This is a genomic window from Oceanobacillus sp. FSL W7-1293 (genome assembly GCF_037969815.1).
Taxonomy (GTDB): Bacteria; Bacillota; Bacilli; order Bacillales; family Amphibacillaceae; genus Oceanobacillus; species Oceanobacillus oncorhynchi.
Genome location: NZ_CP150212.1, coordinates 3,320,507 through 3,337,119 on the forward strand (window position 1 = coordinate 3,320,507; position 16,613 = coordinate 3,337,119).

Here is a 16,613-nt window from a genome sequence, read left to right on the forward strand (position 1 = left end):
TTTGTTAAAAATTATTTTAATTGTTTCTTTCCTCTTGATACGATTCTATTTTCTTTAAAGCACCGGGTTCTACCTCTTCAACTGCATTGGCAGCATGCTCTAAAGAGAGCTCATATTCAAAATTACGGAATAACCTTTCAGCTTCCTTCAGCTTTTGATCCAGCTCTGAATTTTGGCTCCTGTAGCGGTTTGCATATTGAATCACCTGCTCCGTCAAGTAAGCCTGATCCAACATCATATCCACTTGTTCATAAGCTTGATCAATCGAGCTTTTTGCTTCCGTCAATGCGTGCTGTACGCTGCTCATATCCAACGGGTAGGTTTCTAATGCTTCCATTACTTTATTGTTTTTTTGCAATGCTGTTTCAAAACGCGTCCAAATATAACTTGGCACTCCTGGTATATTACTCTTTTTCAGCTTTCTATTCAACTCTGCAAGCTGACCGTGCATTTCTTCCAGCTTGTCTCTTGCTTCCAGTTCATCTTTCCGTAAATTTGCGATAGACTTTTTAAACGATTCATGTTCTTCTTCCAGCTCTTCAATCTTTTTAAAGCCTTCTTCAATTCCTTTTTTCAATTCAGAATGAGATTGTTTGTCATCATCTATACTCTGCTCTACTGTTTCTACATGATTTTTCAAAGCCTTGATCGTTTTACCCATGGTTTGGAAACGTTCCATATCATCGTCTTCTACGTGGTAAGCTTTTTGGATCTCTTCAATTTCCAGTGTTGCTGCTTCATACGTAGCACTTATCTGCTTTACTGAATCTTCATACTCCGGAGCTTTCTGCTCTATATAATTTTTAGCAATCGCTTCCCCTTCCAGTGCTTCATACATTTCTGAAATACGGGTCTCCATTTGCTGAAGCTGCTCTTCAACTTCCGTTATATCTGCTGTTTCCAGCTGAGATTCCAAGCCTTTCAATTGTTCCTGATATGTAATAATTTCTTTTTCAAAACCTAAGTGTTTAATCCGGTACCCATCTTCCTTCATCTCTTTCATACCAGCGGAAAGATTTGTTAATTGTGACGGCATATCCTGCTTTACTTGTTTGAGCAAATCAGGGAATAATTCTAATTTATTCTCTACCGTTTGAGTACTTTCCTTTAGCTCTTGAACACTTTCATTTGCTTTTAAATAATCACCATCATTCACAAATTCATCGTATTGCTCCAGCATCAGTTCCAATGCATCAATTTCTTTATCAAATTCCTTTTCAGCCTTGCCATACTGGTATCTGGATTGGGAAAGCATGCTTCTTAATCCTTTGATTCTAGGCTTTACCTCCTCCGCGCTTTCACGTCCATTTGCCTCTGCACGAAGTAATTCCTCTAACTCTGCAATAATTTCTTTTATTTCTTCTTCTGTTTTCTCCAGATGACTTTCCGCTTCTTTTAAAATCTTGTTTGCTTTTGGCACAAGAAAACGGTCAGCTGCTTCCTCTGCATTCACAAGATATTTTTCTACGTCAGGCAAGGATTTTGTTACGATTTTTTCCCATTCTTCTTTCCAGGTTTCAAATTTCTCTAAAGTCTCCCCAGAAAGATTCAATGCTTTAATTTGCCCAATCTGTTTTGCTACATCTCTATCCGTGATATCTAATTTCCATTTTTCTATATGGTCCACATGATCGTAAACTCGTTTTCTTACAATTAAAGCAACGGTTAAACATACAATAATCGCTAAAATAATCCCTACTACGACAGCCATACTTTGCCTCCCAACCAATAAACCTCTATATAAATATATCAACAATTATAAAAATCACAATAATATATCCTTTATAATATCATGTATTCCGCCCTTTTGGCTAAAGAAAATACATTTTTCTTACCAATTCAACAACTTTTTATTGTAATACGAAGAAAAAGACATATTTTTTATTATTGAATCTCCCCTCCTATTCTCACATCTGTATTAAACTGTATCCATTTTTGTATACTTTTCGTATATTTCTTAACAAATTGTTCATGAGCAAATTCCCCTACAATTTGATCTTTCCAATCCGAATGCAAAATATAAGGGGTAATCAGCATCCCCTTCAGCTGCATAAATAAATAATGCTTCTCTTCCTGTCCGACGCTTTTACCAATTGTTTCCTGAAACAGAGCTTTTAAATAATAGTTTTCTTTCGCCAGATAGGTGACTGTCATTTCTCTGACGAACACGGAATCAAGAGATAATTCGCGCTGAATAAAACATGTTAATTGATGATGCATTTGCTTATAATGTATAATTGTAAAAATTAATTCATTTAATCGATAGATTGCAGCATCGGCTTCTGTTTTTTCCAGTGATTCTTCTATTTTTTCTAAATATGCTTCATAATAGTTTGTTACAGCATATTCTAAAAGGCCCTGCTTCCCTTTAAAATAATAGCTGATCAAGGAAACATTCACAGAGGCCCGCTCTGCAATATCGCGCACAGAAGTGCCATGGAATCCTTTTTGAAAGAATAGGGAGGAAGCAGCATCAACTACTTTTTGCTTCGTTATATTATTTTTCATTCTTTTCAACTCCTTACTCTATTCATACGACAAAGAAAGGGATAAATCCTTTAATCGATTATCGACAATAAATTTCAATATGTCATTATTTGTCACGCTTTTACTATAAACTTTTAGGAGGTAATACATCATGTTTCAACAACTTGATTATTCTGGAGAAAAAACAAAAGACTATGAGCTTCTTATTAAACAGCTGGATGCACTATCCACAGGAGAATCAAATCAAACCGCGCTATTAGCAAATGCTTCCTCTCTGCTCAACCAATTTTTAGATGAAGTTAACTGGGTTGGATTCTACTTAACCGAAAACGAAGAATTAGTGCTCGGCCCCTTTCAAGGACTTCCTGCATGCATTCGTATCCCTTTTGGAAAAGGAGTTTGCGGTACTGCGGTTTCTGAAAATAAAACACAGCGCATAGCAGATGTCCATCAATTTCCTGGTCATATCGCCTGCGATGGAGCGTCAAAATCTGAAGTTGTTATTCCTATTTCCCGGAATAACGAAATTATCGGCGTTTTGGATATTGACAGTCCGATATATGACAGATTCGATGCGATTGACCAAGATAATTTAGAAAAATTTGTTGCACAGCTTGAGAAACATTTATAAACGTTCTTTTTCACTATAAATGGTAACTGTAGATATATTCATTATAACGGATTCGAATGCATAATAAATCATTTTTGCTCTTAGAGAAAAAATAATATTCTAATTTAACATTTTGTTAATTCCACTCTGATTTAGCTTGATTTATTTAACTCTATGTTAATTTTATGTTGACAAGCGTATGTGTAAATTATATACTATAGTTTGTGTAAAATAATAAAGTGGCCTAAGTGAGTCGACGCTTGCACTCATTTTGTTCCTTTGTAAGTTTCAGCTTATAAAGGTGTATCGTGTAACTCTCTGCTGCTGGAGCGATGGTACATGAAAACATAATGAACAACGGAACGATCACGCGCGTTTTATTTTATGCAAATAAAACATAAAGGAGGAAATGTCCTATGTCACGTTATACTGGATCAGTATGGAAGAAATCACGTCGTCTTGGCATTTCATTAACTGGAACTGGTAAGGAATTAGATAAACGCCCTTACGCTCCTGGTCAACATGGACCGAACTCACGCAGAAAACTATCTGAATACGGCTTGCAAATGCAAGAGAAGCAAAAACTACGCTTCATGTACGGATTGAACGAACGTCAATTCCGTAACCTGTTCAATAAAGCTGGTAACATGAAAGGTATCCACGGTGAGAACTTCATGATTCTTCTTGAATCTCGTCTTGATAACCTTGTTTACCGTTTAGGTCTTGCTCGCACACGCAAGCAAGCACGTCAATTGGTTAACCATGGTCACGTTACAGTAGATGGCGCTCGCGTAGATATCCCATCTTACTCTGTAAAACCAGGTCAAGCAATTGCTCTTCGTGAAAAATCTCAAAAACTAGATATCGTTACAGAAGCGATTGAAGTGAACAACTTCGTACCAGAATATACTACTTTTGATGCGGAGAAAAAAGAAGGTACGTATGCTCGTTTCCCTGAGCGTTCTGAACTTCCAGCTGAGATTAACGAACAGCTTATTGTTGAATTCTACTCTCGTTAATAACGAGAATCCTATTCAAAACCCCGGATTTCTTGGTAGACAAGAAATCCGGGGTTTTGTTTGTGTGAAAAAAGTTGATAAAACGATTTTCAAAACGATATTGATGCAAAAACAGCTCTATTATTTCGTATTATCTTCATTCGAACTATTCAGCTCATCTTTTATTTCACCTTTTTTATCTTTTGCGGCACCCTTTGCTTTATCAGCTTTTCCTTCCGCTTGCTTTTTCGGGTTATCGGTTGCTTTGCCGTACGCTTCTTTTGCTTCACCTTTTACTTTATCTCCTGCACCTTTAATTTTATCTTTAAAACCATCACTCATGTTAATATACCTCCTACGAAATCTAACAATTTATTTATATTATTTGTGTTCCACGAATAATATATTTCTAAACTAAATAATTTAAAAAAGGTGCTGTACCCCAAACTTACCGGGACACAGCACCTTTGCATTTTATAAATTAAGTCCTGGCGGCATCTGCTTTCTCCATCCAGTCCTTCCCTTCGATATGTCTTGCCACAACCATACTCGACACCGTATCACCAGTAGAGTTCACCATTGTAGCTGGCGGGTCAACAACCACTCCAATAGCTGTGATGATTGGCAGGGCCTCAATCGGAAAGCCATACAATGTAATAATCATTAACTCTCCTGTAAAACCGCCGCCCGGGATTCCGCTCATAACGATACCAGATAATAAACAAATACCAATGGCAGTTAAAAATGTATCGATTCCAGTGAAGTCCTGGTTAAACACGCCAAAGATAAAAGCGATTTTTAACATCGCAGATAGACAGGAACCATCCATATGAATGGTTGCTCCAAGCGGCATAATAGTCTCGCGAATATCTTTCGGAACACCGATTCGTTCGGCTGCCTGCAGGTTAACCGGGATTGTTGCAACACTGCTTCCAGTCCCCAGCGAGGTTGCAGCCGGTCCTAGTATATTCTTCCAAAAGCGGCTGACCCCTTTTCCTCCGCCGGCAAGAAAGGCATATAATGTAAAACCAATTGCGAAATACAATACAGCCACTGGGTAATAAACAATCACTGCTTTTGCATAATCACCAATCAACGCTGTCCCAAATTCTCCTACTAAAGATGCAAAATAAGCACCGAGTCCAATCGGAGCATAATACATAATGAGTTTGATCAACTTCATAAACACATCAGAAGCACTCGTTAGTAATCTTCCAAATGGCCTCCCCTTTTCTCCTGTCAATCCAGTTGCAACACCAATCAGTATTGACATAACGATAAGAGCCATCATGTTATCTCTTGAAAATAAATCAACAAAATCTGGTACAGTAAATGTATTGACTAATTGATCTGATAAGCTTTGCTCTTCCACATTTTCAGGAGCATTTAACGGAATATCTACGCCTGATCCAGGCTCAAAAATAACTACTGCAATAAGCATAAATACAGAGGCAATCACCCCCGTTACGATAAATACGGTAATCATCGATCCCATGATTTTCCCAAGCCGCTTCATGCTATCCATGCTGGCAATAGCTGAAGAAATCGAGAAAAATACAAGTGGGATAACAATCATAAATAATAAATTAATAAATAAATCCCCAAAAGGTTTGATGACAGTTGCATCTTCTCCAAAAATCAATCCAATTATCGCTCCAATAATAATAGAAGCTAAAAGAATAAGTGGAAATCGATAGGCTTTTAATTTTTCTAGCATTTTTATATTTCCTCTCTCTTTACAATATAATTTTAATAGAAGTCTACTTTATTTTACAGGAATCATGGAATGAAGGGAAGTTATTAAATATTCTTATGATTTTAAATTTATCTATTCCTAAGAAGTATTGTCCCTCATTTATACCACTTTAATAGGCGGACAAAAGCATAGAGAATAGTCTATTAAAATAAAGCAGTCACCAAAAAGTCATTTTCGATGCGATTCAATTAGAACGAAATAAATATTTATTAGCTTGTCTTCTGCTTCATTTGGCTGTATAATATAATTTGTACTTACATACGATTCCGTAGCTCAGCTGGGAGAGCGCCACCTTGACAGGGTGGAAGTCGTTGGTTCGAGTCCAATCGGAATCATTCATTAATAAATAGCGACTTCTAATCATTTAGGAGTTGCTATTTTTTTATTTATTAATCCTCTTTATCTAACATTCTACAGGTATTTAGTTATTCTTGTTTTAAACTGGTTCATTATGAATACGTTTAGAAAATGTGAATGTTTCTAAACTACACTTAAAAATTCCAATCAACTAAGGAGGACTACAATGAATATAAGAAACTCAGCAAAAGCAATTATTATTCAGAATAAACAACTGCTTACAATTAAAAAACGAGATAAGGACGGATACTACTTTATCTTGCCCGGCGGCGGCCAAGAACATGGAGAAAATTTGCATCAAACATTAAGCAGAGAATGTTTAGAGGAAATCAATGCTGCTGTTGAAATAGGTAACCTATTATTCGTCAGAGAATATATAGGAAAAAACCATGAGCATGCTGCGTTTGATTCCAAATTGCATCAAATGGAGTATATGTTTTTGTGTGATGTTAAAAGCAGCAATAGTGAAATTAGAAATGGCTCGGTGCCCGATGATGGACAAGTAGGTATTGAATGGCTGCCGTTAACAGATTTATTAAATTATCGATTATATCCTCAAACACTTCGTGAAAAAATCATGGCTTATGAATCAGGTAAGGCATTTTCTGTATATTTAGGTGATATCAATTAATATCACCGATTAACAGCAGTACGATTCTAATAACAGTTTTCTAAATACAATACCCTGGCGTCACTTCGTAACCCGAACCAAATACTAGCTTATCTATCTTCATTCATTCTATAATATAATAAACAATTTATTTCCATTTTAATTTCTGAATACGTTTACTTTTAAATTGGCGGGTGGTTGATTTGCGAAAGGTGTTTTCCTATTTAAGACCTTATACATTTCCTTCAATAATTGCATTCTCATTAATGCTTATCGAGCTAACGGTAGAGCTGCTGCTTCCCCTCTTCTTAGGACTGATGATTAATCAAGGGGTAGTAAATCAGGATATTCAAAATATTTCATTTTGGGGTTCGATTATGATTGGCCTGGCTCTTTTATCCTTTCTTGCAGGCGTTCTAAATTCTTTTCTATCCTCTCATGTCAGCTTTTCCTATGCTTATGATTTGCGGGAGGAACTATTTTCCAAGATTCAGAACTTCACCTATGCAAAATTAAATAAATATCCTACATCTTCTCTGGTTACACGGTTTACAAATGATATCCGTCAGATTCAGAATACTGTTTTCATGGTGCTTCGGATTATGGCAAAAGCACCATTGACTGTTCTTGGCGGCGTTATTATGGCTTTTGTAGTCAATGCGCAGCTGGCATTGATTTTTTTAGTCACTGTCCCGCTGCTCATTTTATTTCTTTTATGGATATTAAAAATTTCAAGCAAATTATTTAAACAGGTACAGAGCAATGTAGATGATGTCAATCGTGTCATGCAGGAAAACCTTGCCGGAATGAGACTGATCAAAGCCTTTACCCGCCGCAGCACAGAAGAAAACCGATTTGATGGCGCCAACCGGACACTTGCTGTCACGACCCGGAAAACCTTTCGAATTGTGGAATCAACCGGTCCCGTTTTATTGTTTGTTATGAATTTAAGTTTAATTTTTATTATCTGGTTCGGAAGCATCCAAACTGTTAACGGGCAGGCAAATATTGGTGAAGTTGTTACGATGATCAATTATGCGCTTCGTGTAGCGATGGCCATTTCCATGTTTTCTTTTATTATCATGATACTTTCCAGAACAAAGGCGTCTGCCGAGCGAATCAGCGAGGTGCTCACAGAGGAAGATGGAGAACAAGAGAAGCTAAAACAGGCGGGTTTTTCTTTGTCGAAAGGACGCATCGTATTTGAAAATGTTTCTTTCCGTTATCCGGACGCATTAAAGGAAACATTATCAGATATTTCATTCTCCGTAAATGCTGGTGAACGACTGGCGATTATTGGAGCAACAGGGTCCGGAAAGACTTCTTTATTCCAGTTGATCCCCCGCCTTTACGAGCCTTCTAAAGGAAATATTTACGTAGATGATATACCTTTAACGGACTATTCCTTCAAGGTTTTACGAGATGGTATCGGTTACGTTCCGCAGACACCGCTTTTATTTACCGGATCTATTTTTGACAACATCGCTTTCGGAAAAAAAGACGCAACAATGGATGAAGTGATTCAAGCAGCGAAGGATGCACAAATCCATGATACGATTCAGCATCTGGAACATCAATATGAAACCAGAGTCGGTCAGAAAGGAGTAAATCTCTCAGGTGGACAAAAACAACGTATCTCTATTGCCCGCGCCCTTATTCGCAAGCCGGAGATGTTAATGCTCGATGACAGTACAAGTGCACTTGATTTAGCTACTGAAGCACGTTTTCTGCAAGCATTGGATCATTATCCATGTACAGTTCTTCTGATCACGCAAAAAATAACTACTGCTAAAACGTCCGACCGGATACTCCTGCTTGACCAAGGGAAAGTTCTGGATATCGGCTCGCATAATGAACTGCTCGACCGCTCTGAATTATACCGGGCTGTCGCAGAATCACAGCAGGAAAAGGAGGTTCTCCATGCGAAATAGTTCTTTAAAAGCAGCTTTTCAATATAAACGAATTGATATATCAAATGTGAATACAGGTGCTTCAAAAAAAGCAGAAAACATGGGAGCTGCCTTAAAACGAATCTGGAACTATTTAAAAGTGGAAAAAGGGAAATTATTTCTTGTCATTTTCATGGTCGTTATCAGTTCATTATTTGCTCTATTGGGTCCCTTTCTAGTCGGAATGTCCATTGACCATTTTATTGCAGTCGGGCAGCTAAACGGACTTGGTCTGCTGCTTTTAGGTTTGGTTATCGTCTACATGATCCATTCCTTATCGCTTTTTCTGCAAAACTATTGGATGGTAGATATTGCACAGCAAACTGTATATACACTGAGAAAAAATTTATTTGAACAATTTCACCGCCTTCCTATCTCCTACTTTGACCAGCGGCAGCATGGAGAGTTGATGAGCCGGTTAACCAATGATATCGATAATATTAATAACACCCTGAACCAATCAGTGATTCAAATTTTCGCCAGTGTGCTTACTTTAATCGGCACAGTCAGTATTATGCTCTATCTGAGTCCTATTCTGACAGCTGTTACGATGTCGATTATTCCGGTAATGTTTTTCGCGATGCGCTGGATTACAAGAAGAACCGGCCCTCTATATAAATTACAGCAACGGGATCTGGGAGATGTAAACGGCTATGTAGAAGAAATCGTTTCCGGTCAGCATGTTGTGAAGACGTATTCACAGGAAGATTATGTAAAAGACCAGTTTGAGCGAAGAAATAAATCCTTGCAGAATACTGGTTTTTGGGCTTTGACCATCTCAGGGTTCATCCCAAAAATCATGAATACCTTGAACTTTTTAAGCTTTGCGATGATTGCCTTTGTTGGCGGTGTGCTGGTTATCACATCAGACGGAGCACTGGTTACTGTCGGAACGATTGTTATCTTTACTGAATATGCGCGACAATTCACCAGACCTTTAAATGAATTATCGAACCAATTCAACTTGCTGCTATCCGCTATCGCGGGTGCAGAAAGAGTATTTCAGGTAATGGATGAAACACAAGAGGAAATTGATGAGGACGAGGCAATAGATCTTCCAGATACAAAAGGTCATCTTGTTTTTAATCATGTCGGCTTCGGTTACGAATCAGCCGACATTCTAAATGATATCAGCTTTGAAGCAAAGCCCGGAGAAACAATTGCATTTGTAGGCCACACTGGTGCCGGGAAAACTACCATTATTAATCTGATCTCCCGCTTTTATAATTATGATAGCGGTCAGATTACACTGGATGACATCGATATAAAAAAAATAAAGCGGACCAGTCTCCGGAAGCATATGGCTTTTGTTTTACAGGATACGTTCTTATTTCACGGAACGATTCGGGAAAATATCCGTTACGGCAACTTAGGTGCGACGGATAAAGAAGTAGAACAGGCCGCGAAAGATGCGAATGCTCATGACTTTATCATATCTTTGCAGGATAAATACGATACCGTTTTGGATCAGGACGGAAGCGGAATCAGTCAAGGACAAAAACAGCTGTTGACCATCGCCCGCGCATTATTAGCAGAGCCGAAAATTTTAATCCTTGATGAGGCGACCAGTAATATTGATACCGTAACAGAGCTGCACATTCAAGAAGCATTAAAACGCCTGATGAAGGATTGCACAAGTTTTGTTGTCGCCCATAGACTCAATACGATTCGGGAAGCAGATAAAATTATCATGCTGGAAGGTGGAAATATCATGGAACAGGGCAGCCACGAGGAGCTTATGAAGCGGAAAGGGAAATATTATCACCTTTATCAATAAAATGAGACTTTATTCAGCCAAATTTTTGCTTTTTCTACTAATTATCAGTTAAATAAATTAGGCTGTTACGCTGCGATAAAATAAGCTTCAAAAGGACGTTCAAGTGACAGCACCATCACACAATGATAAACTGTTTCTAGACGATAAAAACATATTACACATTAAAAAAATGGAGGTGGGAAGCTTGCGCAGGAAAGGTAAAATGATTGAAAAAGAAATAAACAGCTCCTTTTTAGGAGAAACGATGACATTGCAGATTTATCATCCTGAAGTTTTTTCTACAGCATATAAATATGAAATCTGCATCATGCAGGATGGAAAGGATTACTTTCAGATGGGACGAATCGCTACATTAAGCGACAAGCTTCATGATGAAAAGGAAATGCATAATGTGATTTTTGTGGGAATTCATTACAAAGATAAATATGACCGCAGAGAAAAATATCACCCGTCCGGCGAGCAGAATGAAGCATACACAGATTTTCTCATCCAGGAAGTCGTGCCATACTTAGATGAATTGATTCCGGCAAATCACCAGGGAAAATCACGTTCGATCATTGGCGATTCTCTGGCAGGAACATTGGCATTGATGACCGCAATGAAATATTCGGATCTATTTGATAAAGCAGGACTCCAGTCTCCTTATGTTGACGATAAGGTGTTAGCACATGTCGAACAGGCAAAGCCTCTGACCACACTGGACATTTATCACACCATCGGTACAAAGGAAACAGAAGTAAAAATGAGCGACGGGAATACAGCTGACTTTGTAGAACCGAACCGCAAATTAAATCAGGCATTGGAAAAAGCAGAAGCAGCGTATACCTATCATGAATTAGAGGACGGCATTCATACATGGAAGTATTGGCAAAATGATATGCGCCGCCTGCTCACAACTTTATTTGATTAAAATTTCTATTTTCCATTTCTTTTGCTATACTTATGTAAATACAGATTATTTATAGCTGATAATAATTTATATACTAGGAGGTTGTATGAATGAAATATGGAATCGCTATTTTCCCTTCAAAAAACGTACAGGATCAAGCCAATGCATTAAGAAAGCGTTACGACCCAAGGTACGCATTAATCCCTCCGCATATTACATTAAAGTACCCGTTTGAAACAGATCCGGAGCAGATTGATGACGTGGTTCAGGAGCTCCATAAAATTGCGGGCAGCGTAGACCCTTTTTATATTCATATCAATAAGGTAAGTACGTTTGAACCGATTACCAATACGATTTATTTGAAAGTTGAACCAATCGAACAGTTACAAACACTTAATGAACAGCTGCAGCAAGGAATACTTGAAAATAACCAAAAACATTCTTACGTACCGCATATTACGATTGCTCAGGATTTGGAGCATGATGAATTCTCGGATATTGTAGGGAGATTAAAAATGGAAGGTTTTGCAATCAAGGATTATATTGACCGCTTCCAGCTGTTATACGAATTAGATAACGGTTCTTGGACGGTATATGAAACATTTTTATTAGGAAAGGAATAAACACGCATGCTCGTAAAAACTGCAAGGTCACCAGAAGAATTACAAGATGTGTATCACATTCGAAATGAGGTATTTGTAGATGAACAAAACGTGCCTCCTGAAGAAGAGATAGATGAATTCGATAAAACAGCAACGCATTTTATCGCCTATGCTGAAGAAACCCCGGTTGCAGCCGCCCGTCTGCGCTTCACAGAAGACGGTTATGGCAAATTAGAGCGTATCTGTGTGCTCAAATCTCAGCGCGGGAAGGCTATCGGCAAGAATTTAATGCAAAAAATGGAAGAAGAAATTACAAATCAGGATTATCATCTGGCTAAATTAAACGCACAGACACATGCGCAGCTTTTTTACCAAAAGCTTGGCTATGAAGTGACATCTGGAGAATTTATGGATGCAGGCATTCCTCATGTCACCATGATAAAAAAATTATAAAGTTATAAATAGAGGCTCTTATCTCTGGCAGATAAGGGTCTTTTTTTAATACATTTTTTCTCTGCTTCTGTACACACTATAAAATACTGTGTACATTAAAGGAGCGTATGATATGTCTAGTTATATGAGTATGTTTACAGAAGTTATCTTTGGTTTTTTCGCATTATTTTTAATCACAAAATTATTAGGCAAAACACAGATTTCTCAGATTACCCCATTTGATTTTATTTCTGCATTGCTCTTGGGAGAATTAGTCGGAAATGCTTTATTTGACCCAAATGCCGGCATACCGGAAATAGCATTCGTCGTAGCTCTATATGCTATTCTCATGTATATTATCGAAATCGTTTCACAAAAGTATAAGCGGACCAGACATCTGCTTGAAGGAAGTCCGACCATCATAATCCATCGCGGCAAACTTGTCCGGGATATGATGAAAAAAACCAAGCTGGATATTAATCAGCTGCAGCACCTTTTAAGAGAAAAAGATGTGTTCTCTATCAGTGAGGTAGAATTTGCGGTATTAGAAGCAAATGGAACGGTTTCTGTTCTGAAAAAAACGGATTATCAAACGCCTACACGCAAGGATTTAAAATTATCTCCCCAGGATGTTACCTTGCCTATAACGCTCATTAATGACGGGGAAATCATTCAAGATAATATGGAAGAGAAAAATCTTCCTTTATCCTGGCTGGAGGAGTCTATCCATGAACAGGGGTATAAAGATGTTTCAGAAATTTTTTATGCAGAGTATACAAAAGGGAGTCCTCTATACATTGTTCCCTTTTTTAATCGTGAACATAAAAAATATAAAGATTTTGATTGATACTGTTTTTCCGCTTAACTGTATAAAAGCATTCCTTTTTTAGAACAGGAATGCTTTTATACATATTTATTGACGTATCTTCCTCTCCCGGTAATAATGGAAAAATCCAATGGCAGCTCTATCGGCTTTTGAGGTTCAGACCGATTGCGGTAATAACGGTCATACGTTGCACTAAGCTCCTGATGTTTTCTATCCAATTGAACCTTAAATGCACTTTCTACTTGATCAGCTTTTTTCTGAGTCGGCTGTACTCTTTGATGATAATCAGCATACTGTGAAGTCTGCACCGGAAGAATATATCCCATCCCCCGCACCTCCTTTGTATAGTCACCTTTATATACCCTTCCTCAAAAAAATTGAAACCGCTTTTTTATATTATATACAATTTCTTAATTTTTGTATAGTCAGAATTTTTCTGCATTGTAACTGGTGCGGTTACCAATGTTGTCAAGTTAATCAACCGCTACGACGGATTATGATGGGGCGGGTAATCGCAGTCCCAGTCCCATTCAGACCCCCGCTGAATGAAGTTTCACTTTATTTTTATTGAAATAGCCATTCATCATGACCACACTCGCCCACACCAACACAGGGAAGACACATATCCTATAAGGAAAGAAAATTCAAATTGTGAAAGGAGCAATTTCTCATGGGTTGTGGAAAAAATTACGATACCGGAAGTTGTGTAGCAGATATTTTAAAAGACATTGTTGATGCTCAAAATGACATTGTAGAAAATTGCTGTGATACGAGCTGTGAACAATCAATCAACGACCTCTTATGCACAAACGAAGTAACCAATGATTTAGACACCGTGCCTGTTATTTTATACTGTAAGGATTGCAAACCTTTTAAGGGGTTTGGCACAACGAAAAACCATCACAACAAAATGAATCCTATTTTATCCAGCTTTATTTTCAGGGTGAAAAAAGTAGATAAAAATAATTGTGCTATTCTTGAGTTATTACTCAGTGATGGAGAAAGCTGCGGTTTTGATCATATGAAGGATCCTACAGACCAAAACACCGAGGACCTGGAAGCAACAGGTATTTGTATCACAGTAGATTTAGATTGTTTCTGCCATGTTACTTGCTTACCAGCAATTAGAGCATTTCACTAAAATAGCAGCAAGAACTAAAAAGACACCATCCAGGTAATATATTCCTGGACGGTGTTTTTTAAAAACCTAATAACTGAATGCTTTCAATATCCTTAATTGCAATTTCTACCCTGTTTTTCCGGTTATTCAACTGTAAAAAAACAGTATCTTTTTCTGTTTCACGAATAATGCCCCGGTATTTTTTATTAGAAGCTGTCATTACTTCACACCTTATCGACGGAGCAAATTCAGATCGATTGGTTAAATAATTTATTTTCTCCGGAATCGTCATTTCCATAAACTTTTTCTTGCTCGATTGCTGTTCTTCTGACCGGGAGCTCTCGGCTGATGGTCTTTTTTTATCTTTTGGCTGTGTTTTATTCAAAGGCGGGACTTCGTTTGAATGGAGTTTCCTCTGTCTTCTATAGTCGCCAACATAATTCTCCTGCATCGGAGCTTGAGACGCTTTCAGCTGCGGCTGGCTGATGTAAAGTAAAGGAGATTGCGCTTTATTTTTTTCTGTCATTGGTCATTACACCCCTTCTCGGCTTATCTTGTATAGTGTATGAACCTAGATTTTGTTTTGTGTCAAAAGCGCCATGGTCTCTACATACGAAAAGGATTGCCTCTAATTTGTGAGACAACCCTTTTTCAGTCTTATAATCAAATCAAATAACTCATAAATGCAGTGGCCATTCCGAAATAAATCAATGTAGAGATAAGATCATTAATCGTTGTGATAAATGGCCCTGAAGCGACTGCCGGATCAATATTCAATCGATTCATCAGCATCGGGATAAGAGCCCCTGCTAATGTTGCTACAAGAAGGGAACCCATAATAGATAACCCTAAAAGTATGCCTAAATAAATACTTCCTTGCCATATAAAAATAATTGCTGCAAGGATAATTCCACAGAATACCCCATTGATGAGTCCTGTTAATGCTTCTCTGCCCAAAAGCTTCCATTTCCCAGTATTTTCAAATTCTCCTGTTGCCATTCCTCGTACGGATACAGCAAGTGCCTGGGTCCCAGAATTACCTGCTGTTCCTCCAATCAAAGGAATAAAAGCAGCTAAAATGGCTACCTGCTCCAAGGTTTCTTCAAAACTGGCAATCAATGTAGCAGTTAACATACCTAAAAATAACAGGATAACCAGCCAAGGAAGTCTTTTTCTTGCTGAACGAATCGCTGTATCATCCTTAATATCCGTATTGGACATCGCCGCTAATTTGGAGTAATCTTCACTGGCCTCTTCTTCCATAACATCTAAAATATCATCGACCGTGATAATACCTAGAAGGTGATCTTGAAAATCCACTACCGGAAGTGCAAGAAAATCATAATCCCTGAACATCTGTGCAACATCTTCCTGATCCTTTGCAACGGATACAGCAACAACTTTGGTACTCATGACTTCTTTAATCAATGTATCATGGTCCGCAATAATTAAATCTCTTATTGATAAAACACCGACTAAATGTTTATCATCATCGAGAACAAACAAGTAATAAATCGTCTCAGCGTCTGGAGCTTCTTTTTTTAGCTGATTCATCGTCTCGGAAACAGTTTGATTTTCAAAAAGTACAACATATTCTGTTGTCATGATACTACCAGCAGTTTTTTCTTCATAATGAAGCAGCTGTTTAATATCGTTAGCAGATTCCTTATCCATGATTGTTAAATAACTGACTACTTTTTCTTTATCCAGCTCATTCAAAATATCGACTGCATCATCGACAGGCATTTCAGCAAAAATCATCGCAGCATATCTCGGATCCATCTCCTCAAAAAACTCAACGACATCATCCAAATCAATATTGATTAATATCTCTGACATTTCTTCAGGAGATAAATACGTGTATATCTGTGACCTTCTTTCTTCATCCTGCTGCTGGAAAAATACAGCCTGATCATATGGATGGTTTTCCAGAAACTCTGTCCGAAACTCCTCCATGTTTTCCATTTCCAAAGCTTCTTGAACTTTATCAATATGTTCTTGAAACTGTTCTTCATATTGAACATCATATTGATCCTTTTTCATAGCAATTCCCCCTTTCTTTTCACTGATTTTCTTATTCTTACACATCCTTCCCTATTTTACAAGATGCGAAACAAATAGCAAGTCTTACAGCAGCAAACAAGAACTTTATCTCACTAGATGATCAGCTTTTTCTTTGCCGGCTATATACTAAAAAAAG

17 protein-coding genes and 1 tRNA gene are annotated in these 16,613 nt (G+C 37.8%); 11 read left to right on the plus strand and 7 right to left on the minus strand.

All coding sequences use genetic code 11. The features are described 5' to 3' along the window. Window positions 1-16 precede the first annotated feature (16 nt). Window positions 17-1,711 (minus strand): septation ring formation regulator EzrA, encoded by a 1,695-nt coding sequence (ezrA, locus tag MKY65_RS16290; RefSeq protein WP_339178592.1) that lies wholly within the window; start codon window positions 1,709-1,711, stop codon window positions 17-19. Between the two features lie 173 nt (window positions 1,712-1,884). Further along, on the minus strand, window positions 1,885-2,508 hold the full coding sequence (gene refZ / locus MKY65_RS16295; RefSeq protein WP_042535390.1) for a forespore capture DNA-binding protein RefZ: 624 nt from the start codon (window positions 2,506-2,508) through the stop codon (window positions 1,885-1,887). 130 nt (window positions 2,509-2,638) lie between these two features. On the opposite strand from refZ, the gene MKY65_RS16300 reads away from it, so the two are divergent. Beyond that, window positions 2,639-3,118, plus strand: a complete 480-nt coding sequence (locus MKY65_RS16300; RefSeq protein ID WP_339178594.1) for a GAF domain-containing protein — start codon at window positions 2,639-2,641, stop codon at window positions 3,116-3,118. A gap of 395 nt (window positions 3,119-3,513) precedes the next feature. After that, window positions 3,514-4,116: a 30S ribosomal protein S4 gene (gene rpsD, locus MKY65_RS16305; RefSeq protein WP_339178597.1), complete on the plus strand. Its 603-nt coding sequence runs from the start codon at window positions 3,514-3,516 to the stop codon at window positions 4,114-4,116. Between the two features lie 120 nt (window positions 4,117-4,236). On the opposite strand, the gene MKY65_RS16310 is transcribed toward rpsD, so the two are convergent. Together MKY65_RS16310 and MKY65_RS16315 are read right to left on the minus strand one after the other, a co-directional pair. Then, window positions 4,237-4,437 (minus strand): CsbD family protein, encoded by a 201-nt coding sequence (locus MKY65_RS16310; protein WP_339178599.1) that lies wholly within the window; start codon window positions 4,435-4,437, stop codon window positions 4,237-4,239. Between the two features lie 139 nt (window positions 4,438-4,576). Further along, window positions 4,577-5,812: a dicarboxylate/amino acid:cation symporter gene (locus MKY65_RS16315; protein WP_339178602.1), complete on the minus strand. Its 1,236-nt coding sequence runs from the start codon at window positions 5,810-5,812 to the stop codon at window positions 4,577-4,579. Window positions 5,813-6,113: 301 nt separating this feature from the next. Here MKY65_RS16315 and MKY65_RS16320 point away from each other — a divergent pair. The 8 genes from MKY65_RS16320 to MKY65_RS16355 all read left to right on the plus strand — a co-directional run bounded on the left by MKY65_RS16320 (window position 6,114) and on the right by MKY65_RS16355 (window position 13,314). Beyond that, window positions 6,114-6,186, plus strand: a tRNA-Val gene (locus MKY65_RS16320). A 188-nt stretch (window positions 6,187-6,374) separates the two neighbouring features. Then, entirely contained in the window at window positions 6,375-6,839 is a 465-nt protein-coding gene (locus MKY65_RS16325) for an NUDIX domain-containing protein (RefSeq protein ID WP_339178604.1), read from the plus strand. A gap of 182 nt (window positions 6,840-7,021) precedes the next feature. Then, window positions 7,022-8,749 (plus strand): ABC transporter ATP-binding protein, encoded by a 1,728-nt coding sequence (locus MKY65_RS16330; protein ID WP_339178605.1) that lies wholly within the window; start codon window positions 7,022-7,024, stop codon window positions 8,747-8,749. After that, entirely contained in the window at window positions 8,739-10,544 is a 1,806-nt protein-coding gene (locus MKY65_RS16335) for an ABC transporter ATP-binding protein (RefSeq protein WP_339178606.1), read from the plus strand. Before MKY65_RS16330 ends, MKY65_RS16335 begins: the two co-directional genes overlap by 11 nt. Window positions 10,545-10,728: 184 nt before the next feature. Next, window positions 10,729-11,454: an alpha/beta hydrolase-fold protein gene (locus MKY65_RS16340; protein ID WP_339178609.1), complete on the plus strand. Its 726-nt coding sequence runs from the start codon at window positions 10,729-10,731 to the stop codon at window positions 11,452-11,454. A gap of 89 nt (window positions 11,455-11,543) precedes the next feature. Further along, a complete protein-coding gene (locus MKY65_RS16345; protein WP_339178610.1) occupies window positions 11,544-12,056 on the plus strand; it encodes a YjcG family protein in 513 nt (170 codons plus the stop codon). A 6-nt stretch (window positions 12,057-12,062) separates the two neighbouring features. Next, complete coding sequence (locus tag MKY65_RS16350) at window positions 12,063-12,488, plus strand: GNAT family N-acetyltransferase (protein ID WP_339178612.1); 426 nt, start codon at window positions 12,063-12,065, stop codon at window positions 12,486-12,488. A 112-nt stretch (window positions 12,489-12,600) separates the two neighbouring features. After that, window positions 12,601-13,314 carry a DUF421 domain-containing protein gene (locus MKY65_RS16355; RefSeq protein ID WP_339178614.1) on the plus strand — a complete coding sequence of 238 codons (714 nt, stop codon included), beginning with the start codon at window positions 12,601-12,603 and terminating at the stop codon, window positions 13,312-13,314. A 56-nt stretch (window positions 13,315-13,370) separates the two neighbouring features. Here MKY65_RS16355 and MKY65_RS16360 read toward each other — a convergent pair whose 3' ends face one another. Further along, window positions 13,371-13,619, minus strand: coding sequence for a hypothetical protein (locus tag MKY65_RS16360; RefSeq protein ID WP_339178616.1), 249 nt, complete (start codon window positions 13,617-13,619; stop codon window positions 13,371-13,373). A 344-nt stretch (window positions 13,620-13,963) separates the two neighbouring features. Here MKY65_RS16360 and MKY65_RS16365 point away from each other — a divergent pair, with 344 nt between their 5' ends. Continuing rightward, a complete protein-coding gene (locus MKY65_RS16365) occupies window positions 13,964-14,434 on the plus strand; it encodes a CotY/CotZ family spore coat protein (protein ID WP_042535419.1) in 471 nt (156 codons plus the stop codon). A 58-nt stretch (window positions 14,435-14,492) separates the two neighbouring features. On the opposite strand, the gene MKY65_RS16370 is transcribed toward MKY65_RS16365, so the two are convergent. Together MKY65_RS16370 and mgtE are read right to left on the minus strand one after the other, a co-directional pair. Next, window positions 14,493-14,939, minus strand: coding sequence for a CotO family spore coat protein (locus MKY65_RS16370; RefSeq protein ID WP_339178620.1), 447 nt, complete (start codon window positions 14,937-14,939; stop codon window positions 14,493-14,495). Between the two features lie 137 nt (window positions 14,940-15,076). Further along, entirely contained in the window at window positions 15,077-16,456 is a 1,380-nt protein-coding gene (gene mgtE, locus MKY65_RS16375) for a magnesium transporter (RefSeq protein ID WP_339178622.1), read from the minus strand. Window positions 16,457-16,613 lie beyond the last annotated feature (157 nt).

Coding starts and splice junctions, on each gene's coding strand:
- MKY65_RS16310 (WP_339178599.1), bottom strand. CDS start 4,437: ATGAGTGATGGTTTTAAAGATAAAATTAAAGGTGCAGGAGATAAAGTA.
- MKY65_RS16350 (WP_339178612.1), top strand. CDS start 12,063: ATGCTCGTAAAAACTGCAAGGTCACCAGAAGAATTACAAGATGTGTAT.
- mgtE (WP_339178622.1), bottom strand. CDS start 16,456: ATGAAAAAGGATCAATATGATGTTCAATATGAAGAACAGTTTCAAGAA.
- MKY65_RS16325 (WP_339178604.1), top strand. CDS start 6,375: ATGAATATAAGAAACTCAGCAAAAGCAATTATTATTCAGAATAAACAA.
- MKY65_RS16335 (WP_339178606.1), top strand. CDS start 8,739: ATGCGAAATAGTTCTTTAAAAGCAGCTTTTCAATATAAACGAATTGAT.
- ezrA (WP_339178592.1), bottom strand. CDS start 1,711: ATGGCTGTCGTAGTAGGGATTATTTTAGCGATTATTGTATGTTTAACC.
- MKY65_RS16360 (WP_339178616.1), bottom strand. CDS start 13,619: ATGGGATATATTCTTCCGGTGCAGACTTCACAGTATGCTGATTATCAT.
- MKY65_RS16370 (WP_339178620.1), bottom strand. CDS start 14,939: ATGACAGAAAAAAATAAAGCGCAATCTCCTTTACTTTACATCAGCCAG.
- rpsD (WP_339178597.1), top strand. CDS start 3,514: ATGTCACGTTATACTGGATCAGTATGGAAGAAATCACGTCGTCTTGGC.
- MKY65_RS16355 (WP_339178614.1), top strand. CDS start 12,601: ATGTCTAGTTATATGAGTATGTTTACAGAAGTTATCTTTGGTTTTTTC.
- MKY65_RS16345 (WP_339178610.1), top strand. CDS start 11,544: ATGAAATATGGAATCGCTATTTTCCCTTCAAAAAACGTACAGGATCAA.
- MKY65_RS16315 (WP_339178602.1), bottom strand. CDS start 5,812: ATGCTAGAAAAATTAAAAGCCTATCGATTTCCACTTATTCTTTTAGCT.
- MKY65_RS16300 (WP_339178594.1), top strand. CDS start 2,639: ATGTTTCAACAACTTGATTATTCTGGAGAAAAAACAAAAGACTATGAG.
- refZ (WP_042535390.1), bottom strand. CDS start 2,508: ATGAAAAATAATATAACGAAGCAAAAAGTAGTTGATGCTGCTTCCTCC.
- MKY65_RS16365 (WP_042535419.1), top strand. CDS start 13,964: ATGGGTTGTGGAAAAAATTACGATACCGGAAGTTGTGTAGCAGATATT.